Source organism: Streptomyces sp. NBC_00249 (genome assembly GCF_026342355.1).
Classification (GTDB): Bacteria; Actinomycetota; Actinomycetes; order Streptomycetales; family Streptomycetaceae; genus Streptomyces.
The window spans coordinates 338,116-356,236 of sequence record NZ_JAPEMV010000007.1; the positions used below are offsets into that span (position 1 = coordinate 338,116).

General features: G+C 71.3%; 17 protein-coding genes. 16 read left to right on the forward strand and 1 reads right to left on the reverse strand.

Annotation, left to right across the window (positions count from 1 at the left end):
- The first annotated feature begins 108 nt into the window (after positions 1 to 108).
- From mltG to nusB, 10 genes are all read left to right on the forward strand, one after another.
- Positions 109 to 1,893: an endolytic transglycosylase MltG gene (gene mltG / locus OOK31_RS28900; protein ID WP_267090304.1), complete on the forward strand. Its 1,785-nt coding sequence runs from the start codon at positions 109 to 111 to the stop codon at positions 1,891 to 1,893.
- 6 nt (positions 1,894 to 1,899) lie between these two features.
- Positions 1,900 to 2,727 carry a shikimate dehydrogenase gene (locus OOK31_RS28905; protein WP_267090305.1) on the forward strand — a complete coding sequence of 276 codons (828 nt, stop codon included), beginning with the start codon at positions 1,900 to 1,902 and terminating at the stop codon, positions 2,725 to 2,727.
- 153 nt (positions 2,728 to 2,880) lie between these two features.
- Positions 2,881 to 4,065 carry a chorismate synthase gene (gene aroC, locus OOK31_RS28910; RefSeq protein ID WP_267090306.1) on the forward strand — a complete coding sequence of 395 codons (1,185 nt, stop codon included), beginning with the start codon at positions 2,881 to 2,883 and terminating at the stop codon, positions 4,063 to 4,065.
- Positions 4,062 to 4,580 carry a shikimate kinase gene (locus OOK31_RS28915; protein ID WP_267090307.1) on the forward strand — a complete coding sequence of 173 codons (519 nt, stop codon included), beginning with the start codon at positions 4,062 to 4,064 and terminating at the stop codon, positions 4,578 to 4,580. Before aroC ends, OOK31_RS28915 begins: the two co-directional genes overlap by 4 nt.
- Complete coding sequence (aroB, locus tag OOK31_RS28920) at positions 4,577 to 5,668, forward strand: 3-dehydroquinate synthase (RefSeq protein WP_267090308.1); 1,092 nt, start codon at positions 4,577 to 4,579, stop codon at positions 5,666 to 5,668. Before OOK31_RS28915 ends, aroB begins: the two co-directional genes overlap by 4 nt.
- Complete coding sequence (aroQ, locus tag OOK31_RS28925) at positions 5,665 to 6,105, forward strand: type II 3-dehydroquinate dehydratase (RefSeq protein ID WP_267090309.1); 441 nt, start codon at positions 5,665 to 5,667, stop codon at positions 6,103 to 6,105. The genes aroB and aroQ overlap by 4 nt, the downstream gene beginning before the upstream one ends.
- A 46-nt stretch (positions 6,106 to 6,151) precedes the next feature.
- A complete protein-coding gene (locus OOK31_RS28930) occupies positions 6,152 to 6,883 on the forward strand; it encodes an AAA family ATPase (RefSeq protein ID WP_267090310.1) in 732 nt (243 codons plus the stop codon).
- Positions 6,884 to 6,969: 86 nt separating this feature from the next.
- Entirely contained in the window at positions 6,970 to 8,076 is a 1,107-nt protein-coding gene (locus OOK31_RS28935; RefSeq protein WP_267090311.1) for an aminopeptidase P family protein, read from the forward strand.
- Between the two features lie 59 nt (positions 8,077 to 8,135).
- Positions 8,136 to 8,702: an elongation factor P gene (gene efp / locus OOK31_RS28940; protein WP_267090312.1), complete on the forward strand. Its 567-nt coding sequence runs from the start codon at positions 8,136 to 8,138 to the stop codon at positions 8,700 to 8,702.
- A 2-nt stretch (positions 8,703 to 8,704) separates the two neighbouring features.
- Complete coding sequence (gene nusB, locus OOK31_RS28945) at positions 8,705 to 9,139, forward strand: transcription antitermination factor NusB (protein WP_267090313.1); 435 nt, start codon at positions 8,705 to 8,707, stop codon at positions 9,137 to 9,139.
- Between the two features lie 165 nt (positions 9,140 to 9,304).
- Here the strand turns inward: nusB and bldD are convergent, their stop codons facing one another.
- A complete protein-coding gene (gene bldD, locus OOK31_RS28950; protein ID WP_007263032.1) occupies positions 9,305 to 9,805 on the reverse strand; it encodes a transcriptional regulator BldD in 501 nt (166 codons plus the stop codon).
- 290 nt (positions 9,806 to 10,095) lie between these two features.
- Here bldD and pyrR point away from each other — a divergent pair, with 290 nt between their 5' ends.
- From pyrR to carB, 6 genes are all read left to right on the forward strand, one after another.
- Positions 10,096 to 10,698 (forward strand): bifunctional pyr operon transcriptional regulator/uracil phosphoribosyltransferase PyrR, encoded by a 603-nt coding sequence (gene pyrR / locus OOK31_RS28955; RefSeq protein ID WP_267090314.1) that lies wholly within the window; start codon positions 10,096 to 10,098, stop codon positions 10,696 to 10,698.
- 106 nt (positions 10,699 to 10,804) lie between these two features.
- The gene (locus OOK31_RS28960) at positions 10,805 to 11,794 is read left to right on the forward strand and encodes an aspartate carbamoyltransferase catalytic subunit (protein WP_267090315.1); all 990 of its coding nucleotides are present in this window, start codon (positions 10,805 to 10,807) and stop codon (positions 11,792 to 11,794) included.
- A gap of 2 nt (positions 11,795 to 11,796) precedes the next feature.
- Positions 11,797 to 13,083, forward strand: a complete 1,287-nt coding sequence (locus tag OOK31_RS28965; RefSeq protein ID WP_267090316.1) for a dihydroorotase — start codon at positions 11,797 to 11,799, stop codon at positions 13,081 to 13,083.
- On the forward strand, positions 13,080 to 13,661 hold the full coding sequence (locus OOK31_RS28970; protein WP_267090317.1) for a hypothetical protein: 582 nt from the start codon (positions 13,080 to 13,082) through the stop codon (positions 13,659 to 13,661). The genes OOK31_RS28965 and OOK31_RS28970 overlap by 4 nt, the downstream gene beginning before the upstream one ends.
- Complete coding sequence (carA, locus tag OOK31_RS28975; RefSeq protein ID WP_267090318.1) at positions 13,658 to 14,815, forward strand: glutamine-hydrolyzing carbamoyl-phosphate synthase small subunit; 1,158 nt, start codon at positions 13,658 to 13,660, stop codon at positions 14,813 to 14,815. Before OOK31_RS28970 ends, carA begins: the two co-directional genes overlap by 4 nt.
- Positions 14,808 to 18,116: a carbamoyl-phosphate synthase large subunit gene (gene carB / locus OOK31_RS28980; protein ID WP_267090319.1), complete on the forward strand. Its 3,309-nt coding sequence runs from the start codon at positions 14,808 to 14,810 to the stop codon at positions 18,114 to 18,116. Before carA ends, carB begins: the two co-directional genes overlap by 8 nt.
- Positions 18,117 to 18,121 lie beyond the last annotated feature (5 nt).

The window sequence follows — 18,121 nt, forward strand, 5'->3', positions numbered from 1 at the left end:
GCGCGATGAGACGGCATTCGAACAGCCGTCGCCCACCACTAAAGAGGCGGAACCGGGTGTCGCGGCCGACGGAAGCCGTGGCCTTCGTCTCGCGGCTCTAGGGGACCGATGACTGAGTATGGCCGGGGCGGTGGCTCCGAACCGTGGCACCCTGCGGATCCCCTGTACGGGGACCAGGGGTGGTCCGCGCCCCAGACCCAGCAGGGCCAGGCGCCCTACGGCGGTGACCCGCTCCAGCAGCAGCAGTACCCGCAGGAGCCGCAGTACCAGCAGCACGACCCGCAGTACCAGCAGCAACAGCAGTACCCCGCACAGCAGTACCAGCAGTACCCCGAGCAGCAGCAGGGCTACGCCGAGCAGCAGTACGGGCAGCAGCAGCACCAGCAGTACGCGCAGCACCCGCACGCCCAGCCCCACCCCCAGCAGCCGATGTACGAAGGCCAGGGCCAGGGCCAGGGCCAGGGCTGGGACACGGGCCACCAGGGCCAGCAGTACGCGACCGCCGTGCAGGCGGACCCGTACGCGGCCGGCGCCGACCCGTACGCGCAGCAGACGGCCGGGTCCTACCCGGGCGAGGCCCCGGACCTCTACACCACGGCGGAGGCCTACCCTCCGCCGCAGCCGCCCGGCCTGCGCCACCTGGAAACGGAACCCGAAGCGGAACCGGAACAGGCCGACGCGGAAGAGGAGTCCGAGGACTCCTTCCTCGCGGCCGGCGGGCGCGGCTCCGACGACGGCGACGAGCCCGGCGGCCGCGGCCGCCGCGCGGGCCGCTCGAAGGGCGGCAAGGGCGGCAAGGGCAAGAAGCAGCGCAGCGGCGCGGCCTGCCTGATCGCCTCCCTCGTCATCGTCGGCGTCCTCGGAGGCGGCGGGTACTACGGCTACACGTACCTCAAGGACCGCTTCGGCGCGGCCGAGGACTTCGCGGGCACCGGCACGGAGGAGACCGTCGAGGTCGAGATCCCCAAGGGCGCCGGCACCGGCCAGATGGGCCGCATCCTCAAGGAAGCCGGCGTGGTCGCCAGCGCCCAGGCCTTCGTGGACGCCGCCAAGGCCAACCCCAAGGGCGGGTCGATCCAGCCCGGCGTCTACCCGCTGAGGAAGCGGATGTCGGCCGCCGCCGCCGTCGAGTTCATGACGGACCCCTCGAAGCTGCAGGTCCTCACCATCCCCGAGGGCATGCGGAACACCAAGGTGTACGAGGCCATCGACAAGAAGCTCGGCAAGCCGGAGGGCACCACCCGCGACATCGCGACGCGCGAGGCCAAGAACCTCGGCCTGCCGGCCTGGGCGCTGAACAACCCGAAGGTCCAGGACCCGCTGGAAGGGTTCCTGTACCCGATGCGCTACGACCTGTCGAAGGACAGCACGCCCGAGTCCCTGCTCAAGCAGATGGTCAAGCACGCGAACGACAAGTTCACGGAGCTCGGCATCGAGGGCAAGGCCAAGGAACTGGGCCTGGAGAACCCGCTCCAGGTGGTCACGGTCGCCAGCCTCGTCAACGCCGAGGGCAAGAACCACGACGACTTCCGGAAGATGTCGGAGGTGGTCTACAACCGCCTCAAGAAGACCAACGACGTCACGAACCGGAAGATCGAGTTCGACTCGACGTACAACTACGCCAAGAACCAGAGCGAGATCAACTTCAACCTCAGGGAAGCCCAGGCGTTCGTCCACCCGTACAACACGCACAACATCGCGGGACTGCCCCCCGGCCCGATCGGCAACCCGGGCCTGGACGCGCTGACCGCTACGCTCAGCCCGGACCACGGCGGCTGGATGTTCTTCGTGTCGGTCGACGGCAACAAGACGACCTTCACCAAGACCTACGACGAGCACCTGAAGCTCGTGGCCGAGTTCCAGGAACGGCAGAAGCAGAAGAACGGCGGGTAGCAGGACATGTCACGGATACGGGCCGCGGTGCTGGGTTCGCCCATCGAGCACTCCCTCTCGCCGGTGCTGCACCGCGCCGCCTACCGGGAGCTCGGCCTCGACGACTGGTCCTACGACCGGTTCGAGATCGACGAGGCCGCGCTCCCCGGGTTCGTGGCGGACCTCGGCCCCGAGTGGGCCGGGCTGTCCCTGACGATGCCGCTCAAGCGGGCGGTCATCCCGCTGCTGGACGGCATCAGCGACACCGCCGCCTCGGTCGAGGCGGTCAACACGGTCGTCCTCACCGAGGACGGCCGGCGCCTCGGCGACAACACCGACATCCCCGGGATCGTCGCCGCCCTGCACGAGCGCGGCGTCGAGAAGGTGCCGTCGGCCGCGATCCTCGGGGCGGGCGCCACCGCCTCCTCGGCGCTCGCCGCCCTCGCGCGGATCTGCACCGGCGAGGTCACCGCGTACGTCCGCTCGCGCGAGCGCGCCGACGAGATGAGCCGGTGGGGCGAGCGGCTCGGCGTCCCCGTCCGGACGGCCGACTGGGCGGACGCCGCCCAGGCCCTGACCGCGCCGCTGGTGATCGCCACCACCCCCGCCGGGGCCACCGACGAGCTCGCCGCGGCGGTGCCCGCCGCCCCGGGCACCCTCTTCGACGTCCTCTACGACCCGTGGCCCACCGCCCTCGCCGCCGCCTGGTCCGGCCGCGGCGGCGCCCTGGTCGGAGGCCTCGACCTGCTGGTGCACCAGGCGGTGCTCCAGGTCGAGCAGATGACCGGCCGCACCCCGGGCCCGCTGGCCGCCATGCGGACCGCCGGTGAGCGGGCGCTCGCTGCCCGCCACTGACGGATCAGCCGCCGTACCTGACGGATCCGCCGTCCGATAGCTGGACCGGGCACCTCGACACCCGGCCGGACATGGGAGGATCAGGTACGGCGGGTCCGGGCAGCGCACCCGGTCGCGCCGTCGCAGTGCCAGGCGCGAGCATGAGGAGCATCGTTGAGCAGGTTGCGTTGGCTGACCGCAGGAGAGTCGCACGGACCGGCACTGGTTGCGACGCTGGAGGGCCTTCCCGCCGGCGTCCCGGTCACCACCGAGCTGGTGGCCGACCACCTGGCCCGGCGCCGGCTCGGCTACGGCCGCGGCGCCCGGATGAAGTTCGAGCAGGACGAGATCACCTTCCTCGGCGGCGTCCGTCACGGGCTGTCCCAGGGCTCGCCGATCGCGGTCATGATCGGCAACACCGAGTGGCCCAAGTGGGAGACCGTCATGTCGGCCGACCCGGTCGACCCCTCGCTGCTCAAGGACACCGGCCGTAACGCGCCGCTGACCCGCCCCCGCCCCGGTCACGCCGACCTCGCGGGCATGCAGAAGTACGGCTTCTCCGAGGCCCGCCCGATCCTGGAGCGCGCCAGCGCCCGCGAGACGGCCGCCCGCGTCGCCCTCGGCGCCGTCGCCCGGTCCTTCATCAAGGAGGCCGCCGGCATCGAGATCGTGTCGCACGTGGTGGAGCTGGCCGCGGCCAAGGCCCCGTACGGCGTCTACCCGACCCCCGCCGACGTCGAGAAGCTCGACGCCGACCCGGTGCGCTGCCTCGACGCCGACGCGTCGAAGGCGATGGTCGCCGAGATCGACCAGGCCCACAAGGACGGCGACACCCTCGGCGGCGTCGTCGAGGTCCTGGCCTACGGCGTCCCCGTCGGCCTCGGCTCGCACGTCCACTGGGACCGCCGCCTCGACGCGCGCCTCGCGGCCGCGCTCATGGGCATCCAGGCCATCAAGGGCGTCGAGGTCGGCGACGGCTTCGAGCTGGCCCGCGTGCCCGGCTCCCAGGCCCACGACGAGATCGTCTCCACCCCCGAGGGCCTCAAGCGCACCTCCGGCCGCTCCGGCGGAACCGAGGGCGGCCTGACCACCGGCGAGCTGCTGCGCGTACGCGCCGCCATGAAGCCGATCGCCACGGTGCCGCGCGCGCTGGCGACCGTCGACGTCGCCACCGGCGAGGCCACGGTCGCGCACCACCAGCGCTCCGACGTCTGTGCCGTGCCCGCCGCGGGCATCGTCGCCGAGGCCATGGTCGCGCTCGTGCTCGCCGACGCCGTCGTCGAGAAGTTCGGCGGCGACTCGGTCCCCGAGACCCGCCGCAACGTCCAGTCGTACCTCGACAACCTGCAGATCCGGTGACCGGCGGCCCACTGGTCGTCCTCGTCGGGCCCATGGGCTCCGGCAAGTCCACGGTGGGCGGCCTGCTCGCGCAGCGGCTCGGCGTCCCCTACCGGGACACCGACGCGGACATCGTCGCGGCCCAGGGCCGGGAGATCTCCGACCTGTTCGTCGACGAGGGCGAGCCGTACTTCCGCGAGCTGGAACGGCGGGCCGTCGCGGCCGCCGTCGCCGAGCACACGGGAGTCCTCGCCCTCGGCGGCGGAGCCGTCCTCGAGGAGGGCACCCGCGCGCTGCTCACCGGGCTGCCCGTGGTCTACCTCTCGATGGACGTCGAGGAGGCCGTGCGCCGCGTCGGCCTCGGCGCCGCCCGCCCGCTGCTCGCCGTCAACCCGCGCCGCCAGTGGCGCGAGCTGATGGACGCCCGGCGCCATCTGTACACCGAAGTCGCGCGCGTCGTCGTGGCCACCGACGCACGCACCCCCGAAGAGGTCGCCCAGGCGGTCCTCGACGCTCTGGAGTTGAAGGACGTATGACAGACCAGGTGACGCGGATCAACGTCGGCGCCAGCGCCGGACACGACGCGTACGACGTGCTGGTCGGCCGGCAGCTGCTCGGCGAGCTGGGCAGCCTCATCGGTACGAGGGCCCAGCGGGTCGCCGTGATCCACCCCGAGGCGCTCGCCTCGACCGGTGAGGCACTGCGGGACGACCTGGCGGCCCAGGGCTACGAAGCCGTCGCCATCCAGGTGCCGAACGCCGAGGAGGCCAAGACCGTCGAGGTCGCCGCCTACTGCTGGAAGGCGCTGGGCCAGTCCAACTTCACCCGCACCGACGTCATCGTCGGCGTGGGCGGCGGCGCCACCACCGACCTCGCGGGCTTCGTCGCGGCCAGCTGGCTGCGCGGGGTGCGCTGGATCGCCGTCCCGACCACCGTCCTCGCGATGGTGGACGCGGCCGTCGGTGGCAAGACCGGCATCAACACCGCCGAGGGCAAGAACCTCGTCGGCGCCTTCCACCCGCCCGCCGGGGTGCTCTGCGACCTCGCGGCGCTGGACTCGCTGCCGGTCCACGACTACGTCAGCGGCCTGGCCGAGATCATCAAGGCCGGATTCATCTCCGACCCGGCGATCCTCGACCTGATCGAGGCGGACCCGGAGGCGGCCCGTACGCCCGCCGGCCCGCACACGGCCGAGCTGATCACCCGCTCCATCCAGGTCAAGGCCGACGTGGTCTCCAGCGACCTCAAGGAGTCGGGGCTGCGCGAGATCCTCAACTACGGCCACACCCTCGCGCACGCCATCGAGAAGAACGAGCGCTACAAGTGGCGCCACGGGGCGGCCGTGTCCGTCGGCATGGTCTTCGCCGCCGAGCTGGGCCGCCTCGCGGGCCGCCTCGACGACGAGACGGCCGACCGGCACAAGGCGGTGCTCGCCTCCGTCGGCCTGCCGCTGACCTACCGCGGCGACCAGTGGCCCAAGCTGCTGGAGACGATGAAGCTCGACAAGAAGTCCCGCGGCGACCTGCTGCGCTTCATCGTCCTGGACGGCCTCGCCAAGCCGACCGTCCTGGAGGGCCCGGACCCGGCCGTCCTGTTCGCCGCCTTCGGCGAGGTCGCGGCGTGAGCCGGCGGGTGTTCGTCCTGAACGGCCCGAACCTGGGCCGGCTCGGCTCCCGCGAACCCGACGTCTACGGGGCCACCTCGTACGCCGGGCTCGTCGAGAGCTGCCGCACCCTGGGCGCGGAGCTCGGCTTCGACGTCGAGGTCCGCGAGACCAACGACGAGGGCGAGCTCGTGCGCTGGCTGCACGAGGCGGCGGACGGGAAGGTCCCGGTCGTCATCAACCCGGGCGCCTTCACGCACTACTCGTACGCCATGCGGGACGCGGCGGCGCAGCGCACCGCGCCGCTGATCGAGGTGCACATCTCCAACCCGTACGCCCGCGAGGAGTTCCGGCACACCTCGGTCATCGCGGCCGTGGCCACCGGGACCGTGGCGGGCTTCGGACTGGGCTCCTACCGGCTGGCGCTGCGCGCGCTGGCGGAAGAAGTCACCTCCTGAGATAACGTTCTCGCATCAGTCGCCTGAACGAGACGGAGTGGCGCGGATGCAGCACGGAGTAGGGGGCTGGGGTCCGCCGGGACAGCACCCGGCGGCACCCCCGCAGCCGCCCATACCCCCTGCGCAGGGCTGGCCGGTGGCCCCGGTGCCCGAGGCGACGGGACACATCCCGTTGCCCCCGGTGGCCCCCGCGCCGCACCTGCCGCCCGCGCCGGGCACCGGGGCCGCCGTGCTCGCGGTCCTGCTCATCGGCCCCGCGGGCGCCGGCAAGACCACCGTGGCCCGGCACTGGGCGGCGACCCGCCCGGTGCCGACCGCGCACATCAGCCTCGACGACGTCCGCGAGTGGGTGCGCTCCGGCTTCGCGGACCCGCAGGCCGGATGGAACGAACACTCCGAGGCCCAGTACCGCCTCGCCCGCCGCACCTGCGGCTTCTCCGCACGCAACTTCCTGGCCAACGGCATCTCCTGCATCCTCGACGACGCCGTCTTCCCCGACCGGCCCGTCGTCGGGCTCGGCGGCTGGAAGCGCCACGTGGGCCCCGGGCTGCTGCCCGTCGTGCTGCTACCGGGGCTGGAGATCGTCCTGGACCGCAACGCCGCCCGATCCGGCAACCGGCGCCTGTCCGACGAGGAAGTGGCCCGGATCCACGGCCGGATGGCCGGCTGGTACGGCTCCGGCCTGCCGATCATCGACAACTCCCACCTCGACGTGGAAGGCACCGCCCGGGCCCTCGACGAGGCCCTGGCGCGGGCGCTGACGGCCCCGGGGGGCTGACCGCCCGCGGCGGACGGTGCCGCGGCGCCCCACGTCCGGACGCGCTCGCCGGGCCGGATGCGCGGGGCGCTCGTAGGCTCGAAGACATGTCAGACGTGTACGCGGCCCGCAGGGGCCTGCTCCGCGACCGCTGCGCCGCCGCGGGCAACTCCGCCGCACTGATCACGCGTCCGGCGAACGTCCGCTACCTCGCCGGGGCGTCCCCGCTGGGCGCCGTCCTGCTGGTCGGACCCGCCGAGGACGTGCTGTTCAGCGCGGGCGCGCCGACCGGGGAGGCCGAGGAGGGCCGCCTCGACGAGCGGCTGCGGCTCTCCGTACTGGCCAACCCCGGCGCCGACCCGGCGGTGGCCGCCGCCGACCTGGCCGCCTCCGTACGGGCCGAGTCCCTCGCGGTGGAGGAACACCACCTCACCGTCGGCCGGCACCGGGCCCTGCACTCGGTCGCGCCACGGCTGCGGCTCGCCGACCTCGGCACGGCCGTCGAACAGCAGCGCCTCGTCAAGGACGAGGAGGAGATCGCCTGCCTGCGGATCGCCGCCGAGATCGCCGACCAGGCCCTCGGCGAACTGCTGGAGTCGATCCTCGTCGGGCGCACCGAACGCCACCTCGCGCTGGAGCTCGAACGTCGCCTCGTCGACCACGGGGCCGACGGACCGGCCTTCCCGACCTCCGTCGGCACCGGCCCGCACTCCGGCCGCTCCCGGCACCGTCCTTCGGACCGGCGGGTGGAGGAGGGCGACTTCCTCTCCGTCTGCCTGGGTGCGAACTACCGGGGATACCGCTGCGAGATCGGCCGTACCTTCGTGATCGGCACCACTCCGGCGGACTGGCAGATCGAGCTGTACGACCTCGTCTTCGCCGCCCAGCGGGCCGGCCGGGAATCCCTGCTGCCGGGCGCCGCGTACCGCGACGTGGACCGCGCGGCACGGTCCGTACTGGACTCCGCGGGGCACGGTGAGGCCCTCGCCGGGTGGATGGGACACGGGGTCGGTCTCGAAATCGACGAGGACCCGCAGCTTGCACCTACGGCAATGGGTAAACTGGACGCTTGCGTGCCGGTCACCGTCGAACCGGGGGTTCACCTCCCCGGCCGGGGAGGTGTCCGGATCGATGACACGCTCGTCGTGCGCCCCGAGGCGGACGGCGGTCCCGAGCTACTCACCATTACGACCAAGGAGCTGCTCGCGCTCTAGCCCGCGTCGCCGGGCTGTGCGCGCACCCGTGGTCTTCCAGTGCAGGAGATTCCGCAACCGTGGCTTCCACGAACGACCTCAAGAACGGCATGGTGCTCAAGCTCGACGGTGACCAGCTCTGGTCCGTCGTCGAGTTCCAGCACGTCAAGCCCGGCAAGGGCCCGGCCTTCGTGCGCACCAAGCTCAAGCACGTGCTCTCCGGCAAGGTCGTCGACAAGACCTTCAACGCCGGCACGAAGGTCGAGACGGCCACGATCGACCGCCGTGACATGCAGTTCTCGTACATGGACGGCGAGTACTTCGTCTTCATGGACATGGGCACCTACGACCAGCTGATGGTCGACAAGAAGGCCGTCGGCGACGCCGCCAACTTCCTGATCGAGGGCTTCACCGCCTCCGTCGCCCAGCACGAGGGCGAGGTGCTCTACGTCGAGCTCCCGGCCGCCGTCGAGCTGACGATCGAGCAGACCGACCCGGGCGTCCAGGGCGACCGCTCCACCGGCGGCACCAAGCCCGCCACGCTGGAGACCGGCCACGAGATCCAGGTCCCGCTCTTCGTCACCACCGGCGAGAAGGTCAAGGTCGACACCCGCACCAGCGCCTACCTCGGCCGGGTGAACAGCTAACCGTGGCTGCCCGGAGCAACGCGCGCAAGCGCGCTTTCCAGATCCTCTTCGAGGCCGACCAGCGCGGGGTGCCCGTGCGGGAGGTCCTCGCGGACTGGATCCGCCACGCGCGGTCCGACGACCGGCAGCCGCCGGTCAGCGCCTTCACGATGGACCTCGTCGAGGGGTACGCCGACAAGGTGCACCGCATCGACGACCTGATCATCACCTACGCCGTGGACTGGGAGCTCGACCGCATGCCGGTCGTCGACCGGAACATCCTGCGGCTGGGTGCCTACGAGCTGATCTGGGTCGACGAGACCCCGGACGCCGTGGCGATCGACGAGGCCGTCCAGCTGGCCAAGGAGTTCTCCACGGACGACTCGCCGTCGTTCGTGAACGGCCTGCTCGGCCGCTTCAAGGACCTCAAGCCGAACCTGCGCCGCAGCGAGAGCTGACGCGCGCAAGACGGTACAGCGCCATACGGAAGGGCCCGCAGCGCACGCGCTGCGGGCCCTTCCGTATGTGCCTGCGGGGGAGGCCGGCCTGCGAAAACGGCGGATGCCGGGCCCCGTGAGGGACCCGGCACCCGCCGGTAACGTTTCTGCTGGGCCTGGCCCGGACTAGATGTCCTCGTGGGCCACCGCGCGGCGCGCGTCCGCGTCCAGGACGCCCCAGCTGATCAGCTGCTCGGTCAGGACCGAGGGGGACTGGTCGTAGATCACGGCCAGGGTGCGCAGGTCGTCCTGGCGGATCGACAGCACCTTGCCGTTGTAGTCGCCGCGCTGGCTCTGGATGGTGGCCGCGTAACGCTGGAGCGGGCCGGCCTTCTCGGCGGGGACGCCCGCCAGGCGCTCCAGGTCCAGACGCAGCTTCGGCGGCGGCTCGGCCGCTCCGCCGGGGGTCGTCCCCGGAAGCAGCTCCTGCACCGGAACCCCGTAGAAGTCCGCCAGCTCGGCGAGGCGCTGGACGGTCACGGCGCGGTCTCCGCGCTCGTAGGACCCGACCACAACGGCCTTCCAACGGCCCTGGGACTTCTCCTCGACACCGTGGAGGGAAAGGCCCTGCTGGGTGCGGATGGCGCGGAGCTTGGCCCCGAGCTGTTTGGCGTATTCGCTGGACATAACGCTCCCGGACGCTGTGACGCTGTGACGACATGGACGCTGTGACGACAGACGCTGTGCCGACATGGACGACATGGACCACGTGCGGCTCCGCCGCGCGGCTGGTAACTCACTGTGAGGTTACGCAGCGTTACGTGGATGCGTCAAGCCGAATGGTCTTCGACCCCCACTTACGAGGGGCACGGGCCGGTCCCCGTGCGAGCCCCGGCGGATCCCCCTGGTACCGTGGACGGCGTACATCAGACGTCCTTTAAGGTCCGTCCCGTGAGGCGGAGAAGGAGGTCCTTCCCATGGACAGCCAGGCTTCAATCCAGGCCCCCCACTCCGAGAGTGGCGACGACGCGATGCGCCCCGTACTGGAGGCGCAGGACATCGCCCGGGTCCTGACCCGTATCGCCCACGAGATCGTCGAACGCGCCAAGGGCGCCGACGACGTGGTGCTCCTCGGCATTCCCACCCGCGGTGTCTACCTCGCCCGCCGGCTGGCGGCCAAGCTCGAAGAGATCACCGGCACGAAGATCCCGGTCGGTTCCCTCGACATCACCATGTACCGCGACGACCTGCGCCTGAAGCCCGCCCGGGCCATCGGCCGCACCGAGATCCCCGGCGACGACATCGACGGCCGTCTCGTGGTCCTCGTCGACGACGTGCTCTTCTCCGGCCGTACGATCCGCGCCGCCCTCGACGCGCTCGGCGCCATCGGCCGCCCCCGCGCCGTACAGCTCGCGGTCCTCGTCGACCGGGGCCACCGCGAGCTCCCGATCCGCGCCGACTACGTGGGCAAGAACCTCCCCACCTCCCTGCGGGAGACCGTCAAGGTCCAGCTCCAGGAGGAGGACGGCCGAGACGCCGTGCTGCTCGGCCAGCGGACCCCCCAGGCAGCAGGGCAGTAGCCCCTACCCACGCCGGACCCGCCTCGCCGGGTCCGCGCCGAAGTCTGCCCTGCCCGCACTCCAGCCCGTCCGCCTGCCTGCCCTCCAGACCTACGGAGCCACCCAGATGAAGCGCCACCTCATCTCGGCCGCCGACCTCACGCGAGACGACGCCGTCCTCATCCTCGACACCGCCGAGGAGATGGCCCGCGTCGCCGACCGGCCGATCAAGAAGCTGCCCACCCTGCGCGGCCTCACGGTCGTCAACCTCTTCTTCGAGGACTCGACCCGCACCCGGATCTCCTTCGAGGCCGCCGCCAAGCGGCTGTCCGCGGACGTCATCAACTTCTCCGCCAAGGGCTCCTCCGTCTCCAAGGGCGAATCCCTGAAGGACACGGCCCTGACCCTGGAGGCCATGGGCGCCGACGCGGTCGTCATCCGCCACCACGCCTCCGGCGCCCCCTACCGGCTCGCGACCTCCGGCTGGATCGACTCCGCCGTGGTCAACGCCGGCGACGGCACCCACGAGCACCCCACGCAGGCCCTGCTGGACGCCTTCACCATGCGCCGCCGCCTCGTCGGCCGCGACGCCGGACTCGGCAAGGACCTGAACGGCCGCCGGATCACCATCGTGGGCGACGTCCTGCACAGCCGCGTGGCCCGCTCCAACGTCCACCTGCTGCACACCCTCGGCGCCGAGGTCACCCTCGTGGCCCCGCCCACCCTGGTCCCGATCGGCGTCGAGACCTGGCCGTGCGAGGTCTCGTACAACCTCGACGAGGTGCTGCCGAAGTCGGACGCGGTCATGATGCTGCGTGTGCAGCGCGAACGCATGAACGCCGCCTTCTTCCCCACCGAGCGCGAGTACTCCCGCCGCTACGGCCTCAACGGCGAGCGCATGGCCAAGATGCCCGAGCACGCCATCGTCATGCACCCCGGCCCGATGAACCGCGGCATGGAGATCACCGCCGAGGTCGCAGACTCCGACCGCTGCACGGCCGTCGAGCAGGTCGCCAACGGCGTCTCCACCCGGATGGCCGTCCTGTACCTGCTGCTCGGAGGCTCCGAGCCCGCCGTCACCACCACCAGCACGCCCCGCATCGAGGAGAGCAAGTAATCATGAGCAAGATCCTGATCCGTGGCGCGAAGGTACTCGGTGGCGAGGCGCAGGACGTCCTGATCGACGGCGAGACCATCGCCGAGGTCGGGCAGAACCTGTCCGCCGAGGGCGCGACCGTCATCGAGGCCGAGGGCCAGGTCCTCCTCCCCGGCCTCGTCGACCTGCACACCCACCTGCGCGAGCCCGGCCGCGAGGACAGCGAGACCGTCCTGACCGGCACCCGCGCCGCCGCCTCCGGCGGCTACACCGCCGTCTTCGCCATGGCGAACACCTTCCCGGTCGCCGACACCGCCGGCGTCGTCGAGCAGGTCTGGCGCCTGGGCAAGGAGTCCGGCTACTGCGACGTGCAGCCCATCGGCGCCGTCACCGTCGGCCTGGAGGGCAAGCAGCTGTCCGAGCTGGGCGCCATGCACGACTCCGCCGCCCGCGTCACCGTCTTCTCCGACGACGGCAAGTGCGTGGACGACGCCGTGATCATGCGCCGCGCCCTGGAGTACGTGAAGGCCTTCGGCGGCGTCGTCGCCCAGCACGCCCAGGAGCCCCGCCTCACGGAGGGCGCCCAGATGAACGAGGGCGTCGTCTCCGCCGAGCTCGGTCTCGGCGGCTGGCCGGCCGTCGCCGAGGAGTCGATCATCGCCCGCGACGTCCTCCTCGCCGAGCACGTCGGCTCCCGCGTGCACATCTGCCACCTCTCCACCGCCGGATCCGTCGAGATCGTCCGCTGGGCCAAGTCCCGCGGCATCGACGTCACCGCCGAGGTCACCCCGCACCACCTGCTCCTCACCGACGAGCTCGTCCGCTCGTACAACGCGGTCTACAAGGTCAACCCGCCGCTGCGCACCGAGCGCGACGTGCTGGCCCTGCGCGAGGCGCTCGCCGACGGCACGATCGACATCGTCGCCACCGACCACGCCCCGCACCCGCACGAGGACAAGGACTGCGAGTGGGCCGCCGCCGCCATGGGCATGGTCGGCCTGGAGACCGCGCTCTCCGTCGTCCAGCAGACGATGGTGGAGACCGGACTGATCGACTGGGCGGGCGTCGCCGAGCGGATGTCCTTCGCTCCGGCGCGCATCGGCGGTCTCGCCGGGCACGGCCGTCCCGTCTCGGCAGGTGAACCCGCGAACCTGACCTTGGTCGACACCTCGTACCGTGGTGTCGTGGACCCCGCACACTTCGCCTCCCGCAGCCGCAACACGCCTTACGAGGGCCGTGAGCTGCCGGGGCGCGTCACTCATACCTTCCTGCGGGGCCGGGCAACGGTCGTGGACGGGAAACTGGCGTGACACCTGCAGTAATCCAACTGGCCGCCGAGGCCGCCGAACGACAGTCGGCGGAGGTGACCAGCTTCGGCGCCCGCATCGCGTGGGTGGTCGGCCTGGCCGTCTTCATCGCGTTCGTGTACTGGCTGATGCGGCAGGGCTGGAAATGGCGCGGCACCCTGCAGAGCGATCTGCCGGAGCTGCCCGCCGCCCCCGGCGGCCTCCCCGAGCACCGGCTGGCCCTGACCGGCCGGTACCACGGGTCCACCACCGCCGGGCAGTGGCTCGACCGGATCGTCGCCCACGGTCTCGGGGTGCGCAGCCGGGTCGAGCTCACGCTCACCGACGCGGGCCTCGACGTGGTCCGTCCGGGTGCCACCGACTTCTTCGTACCGGCCGCGCAGCTGCGCGGCGCCCGCCTCGACAAGGGAATCGCGGGCAAGGTACTGACCGAGGGCGGTCTCCTCGTCGTCACATGGGCGCACGGCGACAAGCTGATCGACTCCGGATTCCGCTCCGACCGCGCGGCAGAACACGCCGCCTGGGTCGAAGCCATCAACATCATGAACTCATCCACCACGACGGAAGGCGCCGAACGATGACGACCTCCACCAGGGGAGCAGCCAAAGCTCCCGCCGTACTCGTCCTGGAGGACGGTCGGATCTTCCGCGGCCGCGCCTACGGCGCTGTGGGGGAGACCTTCGGCGAGGCCGTGTTCTCCACCGGCATGACCGGATACCAGGAAACCCTCACCGACCCGTCGTACCACCGGCAGGTCGTCGTGATGACGGCCCCGCACGTCGGCAACACCGGCGTCAACGACGAGGACCCCGAGTCCTCCCGCATCTGGGTCGCCGGGTACGTCGTCCGCGACCCCGCCCGCGTGCCCTCCAACTGGCGCTCCCGGCGCTCGCTGGACGAGGAGCTCGTCAAGCAGGGCGTCGTCGGGATCTCCGGCATCGACACCCGCGCCCTCACCCGCCACCTGCGCGAGCGCGGCGCCATGCGCGTCGGCATCTTCTCCGGCGAGGCCGTCGCCGACGACGCGGCGCTGCTGGCCCGCGTCCTGGAAGCCCCGCAGATGAAGGGCGCCGACCTCTCCGCCGAGGTCGCCACCAAGGAGACCTACGTGGTCCCCGCGATCGGTGAGAAGAAGTTCACCGTCGCCGCCGTGGACCTCGGCATCAAGGGCATGACCCCGCACCGGATGGCCGAGCGCGGCATCGAGGTGCACGTGCTGCCCGCCACCGCCACCGTCGAGGACGTCTACGCGGTCCAGCCGGACGGCGTCTTCTTCTCCAACGGCCCGGGCGACCCGGCCACCGCCGACCACGCGGTCTCCGTCATGCAGGGCGTCCTCGCCCGCAAGACGCCGCTCTTCGGCATCTGCTTCGGCAACCAGATCCTCGGCCGCGCCCTCGGCTTCGGCACCTACAAGCTGAAGTACGGCCACCGGGGCATCAACCAGCCCGTCCAGGACCGCACCACCGGCAAGGTCGAGATCACCGCGCACAACCACGGCTTCGCCGTGGACGCGCCCCTCGACAAGGTGTCCGAGACCCCCTACGGCCGCGCCGAGGTCTCCCACGTCTGCCTGAACGACAACGTGGTGGAAGGCCTCCAGCTGCTCGACCAGCCGGCCTTCTCCGTCCAGTACCACCCCGAGGCGGCCGCCGGCCCGCACGACGCCGCGTACCTCTTCGACCGCTTCACTTCTTTGATGAACACCGCCCAGATGGAGGCCGAGCGTGCCTAAGCGCACCGATATCCAGTCCGTCCTGGTCATCGGCTCCGGCCCGATCGTCATCGGCCAGGCCGCCGAGTTCGACTACTCCGGCACCCAGGCCTGCCGCATCCTCAAGGCCGAGGGCCTGCGGGTCATCCTGGTGAACTCCAACCCGGCGACGATCATGACCGACCCGGAGATCGCCGACGCCACGTACGTCGAGCCGATCACCCCCGAGTTCGTCGAGAAGATCATCGCGAAGGAGCGCCCCGACGCGCTCCTGCCCACCCTCGGTGGCCAGACCGCGCTGAACACCGCGATCTCCATGCACGAGCAGGGTGTGCTGGAGAAGTACGGCGTCGAGCTCATCGGCGCCAACGTCGAGGCCATCAACAAGGGCGAGGACCGCGACCTCTTCAAGGGCGTCGTCGAGGCCGTCAAGGCCAAGATCGGCTACGGCGAGTCCGCCCGCTCGGTCATCTGCCACACGATGGACGACGTCATCGCGGGCGTCGACACCCTCGGCGGCTACCCCGTCGTCGTGCGCCCCTCCTTCACCATGGGCGGCGCCGGCTCCGGCTTCGCCCACGACGAGGAAGAACTGCGCCGCATCGCCGGCCAGGGCCTCACGCTCTCCCCGACCACCGAGGTGCTCCTGGAGGAGTCCATCCTCGGCTGGAAGGAGTACGAGCTGGAGCTGATGCGCGACACCAAGGACAACGTGGTCGTCGTCTGCTCCATCGAGAACTTCGACCCGATGGGCGTCCACACCGGCGACTCCATCACCGTCGCCCCCGCCATGACGCTCACCGACCGCGAGTACCAGCGGCTGCGCGACATCGGCATCGCGATCATCCGCGAGGTCGGCGTCGACACCGGCGGCTGCAACATCCAGTTCGCGATCGACCCGGTCGACGGCCGCGTCATCGTCATCGAGATGAACCCGCGCGTCTCGCGCTCCTCGGCGCTCGCGTCGAAGGCCACCGGCTTCCCGATCGCCAAGATCGCCGCCAAGCTGGCCATCGGCTACACGCTCGACGAGGTCCCCAACGACATCACCGAGAAGACCCCGGCCTCCTTCGAGCCGACCCTCGACTACGTCGTCGTCAAGGCCCCGCGCTTCGCCTTCGAGAAGTTCCCGCTGGCCGACTCCACCCTCACCACCACCATGAAGTCGGTGGGCGAGGCCATGGCCATCGGCCGCAACTTCACCGAGGCCCTCCAGAAGGCCCTGCGCTCCCTGGAGAAGAAGGGCTCGCAGTTCACCTTCGTCGGCGAGCCCGGCGACAAGGAAGAGCTGCTGGCCACCGCGGTCCGCCCGACCGACGGCCGCATCAACACCGTCATGCAGGCCATCCGCGCCGGCGCCACCCAGGAAGAGGTCTTCGAGTCCACGAAGATCGACCCCTGGTTCGTCGACCAGCTCTTCCTGATCAAGGAGATCGCCGACGAGCTGGCCGCCGCCGAGAAGCTCCACCCCGAGCTGCTCGCCGAGGCCAAGCGCCACGGCTTCTCCGACGCCCAGATCGCCGAGATCCGCGGCCTGCGCGAGGACGTCGTCCGCGAGGTCCGCCACGCGCTTGGCGTCCGCCCGGTCTACAAGACGGTCGACACCTGCGCCGCCGAGTTCGCCGCGAAGACCCCGTACTTCTACTCGTCCTACGACGAGGAGTCCGAGGTCGCCCCGCGCACCAAGCCCGCGGTGATCATCCTGGGCTCCGGCCCGAACCGCATCGGCCAGGGCATCGAGTTCGACTACTCCTGCGTCCACGCCTCCTTCGCCCTCAGCGACGCCGGCTACGAGACCGTGATGGTCAACTGCAACCCCGAGACCGTCTCGACGGACTACGACACCTCCGACCGCCTGTACTTCGAGCCGCTGACGCTCGAGGACGTGCTGGAGATCGTCCACGCCGAGTCCCTCGCCGGCCCCATCGCCGGTGTCGTCGTCCAGCTCGGCGGCCAGACCCCCCTGGGTCTCGCCCAGGCCCTCAAGGACAACGGCGTCCCCGTCGTCGGCACCCCGCCGGAGGCCATCCACGCCGCCGAGGACCGCGGCGCCTTCGGCCAGGTCCTCGCCGACGCCGGCCTGCCCGCCCCCAAGCACGGCACCGCCACCACCTTCGCCGGCGCCAAGGCCATCGCCGACGAGATCGGCTACCCGGTCCTCGTCCGCCCGTCCTACGTGCTCGGCGGCCGCGGCATGGAGATCGTCTACGACGAGACCCGCCTCGAGTCGTACATCGCGGAGTCCACCGAGATCTCCCCGACCCGCCCCGTGCTGGTCGACCGCTTCCTCGACGACGCCATCGAGATCGACGTCGACGCCCTCTACGACGGCCACGAGCTCTACCTCGGCGGCGTCATGGAGCACATCGAGGAAGCCGGCATCCACTCCGGCGACTCGGCCTGCGCCCTGCCCCCGATCACCCTCGGCGGCTACGACATCAAGCGCCTGCGGGCCTCCACCGAGGCCATCGCCAAGGGCGTCGGCGTCCGCGGCCTGATCAACATCCAGTTCGCGATGGCGGGTGACATCCTCTACGTCCTGGAGGCCAACCCGCGCGCCTCCCGGACCGTCCCCTTCACCTCGAAGGCGACCGCCGTCCCGCTCGCGAAGGCCGCCGCCCGCATCTCGCTCGGCACCACCATCGCCGAGCTGCGCGAAGAGGGCATGCTCCCGAAGAACGGCGACGGCGGCACCCTGCCCCTCGACGCGCCGATCTCCGTCAAGGAGGCCGTCATGCCGTGGTCGCGCTTCCGCGACATCCAGGGCCGCGGCGTGGACACCGTCCTCGGCCCGGAGATGCGCTCCACCGGCGAGGTCATGGGCATCGACTCCGTCTTCGGCACGGCGTACGCCAAGTCGCAGGCCGGGGCCTACGGCCCGCTGCCCACCAAGGGCCGCGCCTTCATCTCCGTCGCCAACCGCGACAAGCGCTCGATGATCTTCCCGGCGCGCGAGCTCGTCGCCCACGGCTTCGAGCTGCTCGCCACCTCCGGCACCGCCGAGGTCCTGCGCCGCAACGGCATCAACGCCACCGTGGTCCGCAAGCTCAGCGAGGGCGAGGGCCCGGACGGCGAGAAGACCATCGTCCAGCTCATCCACGACGGCCAGGTCGACCTGATCGTCAACACCCCGTACGGGACCGGCGGCCGCCTCGACGGCTACGAGATCCGCACGGCCGCCGTGGCGCGCAGCGTCCCGTGCCTGACCACGGTCCAGGCGCTCGCCGCCGCCGTCCAGGGCATCGACGCGCTCAACCGCGGCGACGTGGGCGTCCGCTCCCTCCAGGAGCACGCGGAGCACCTGACCGCAGCCCGCGACTGACAGCC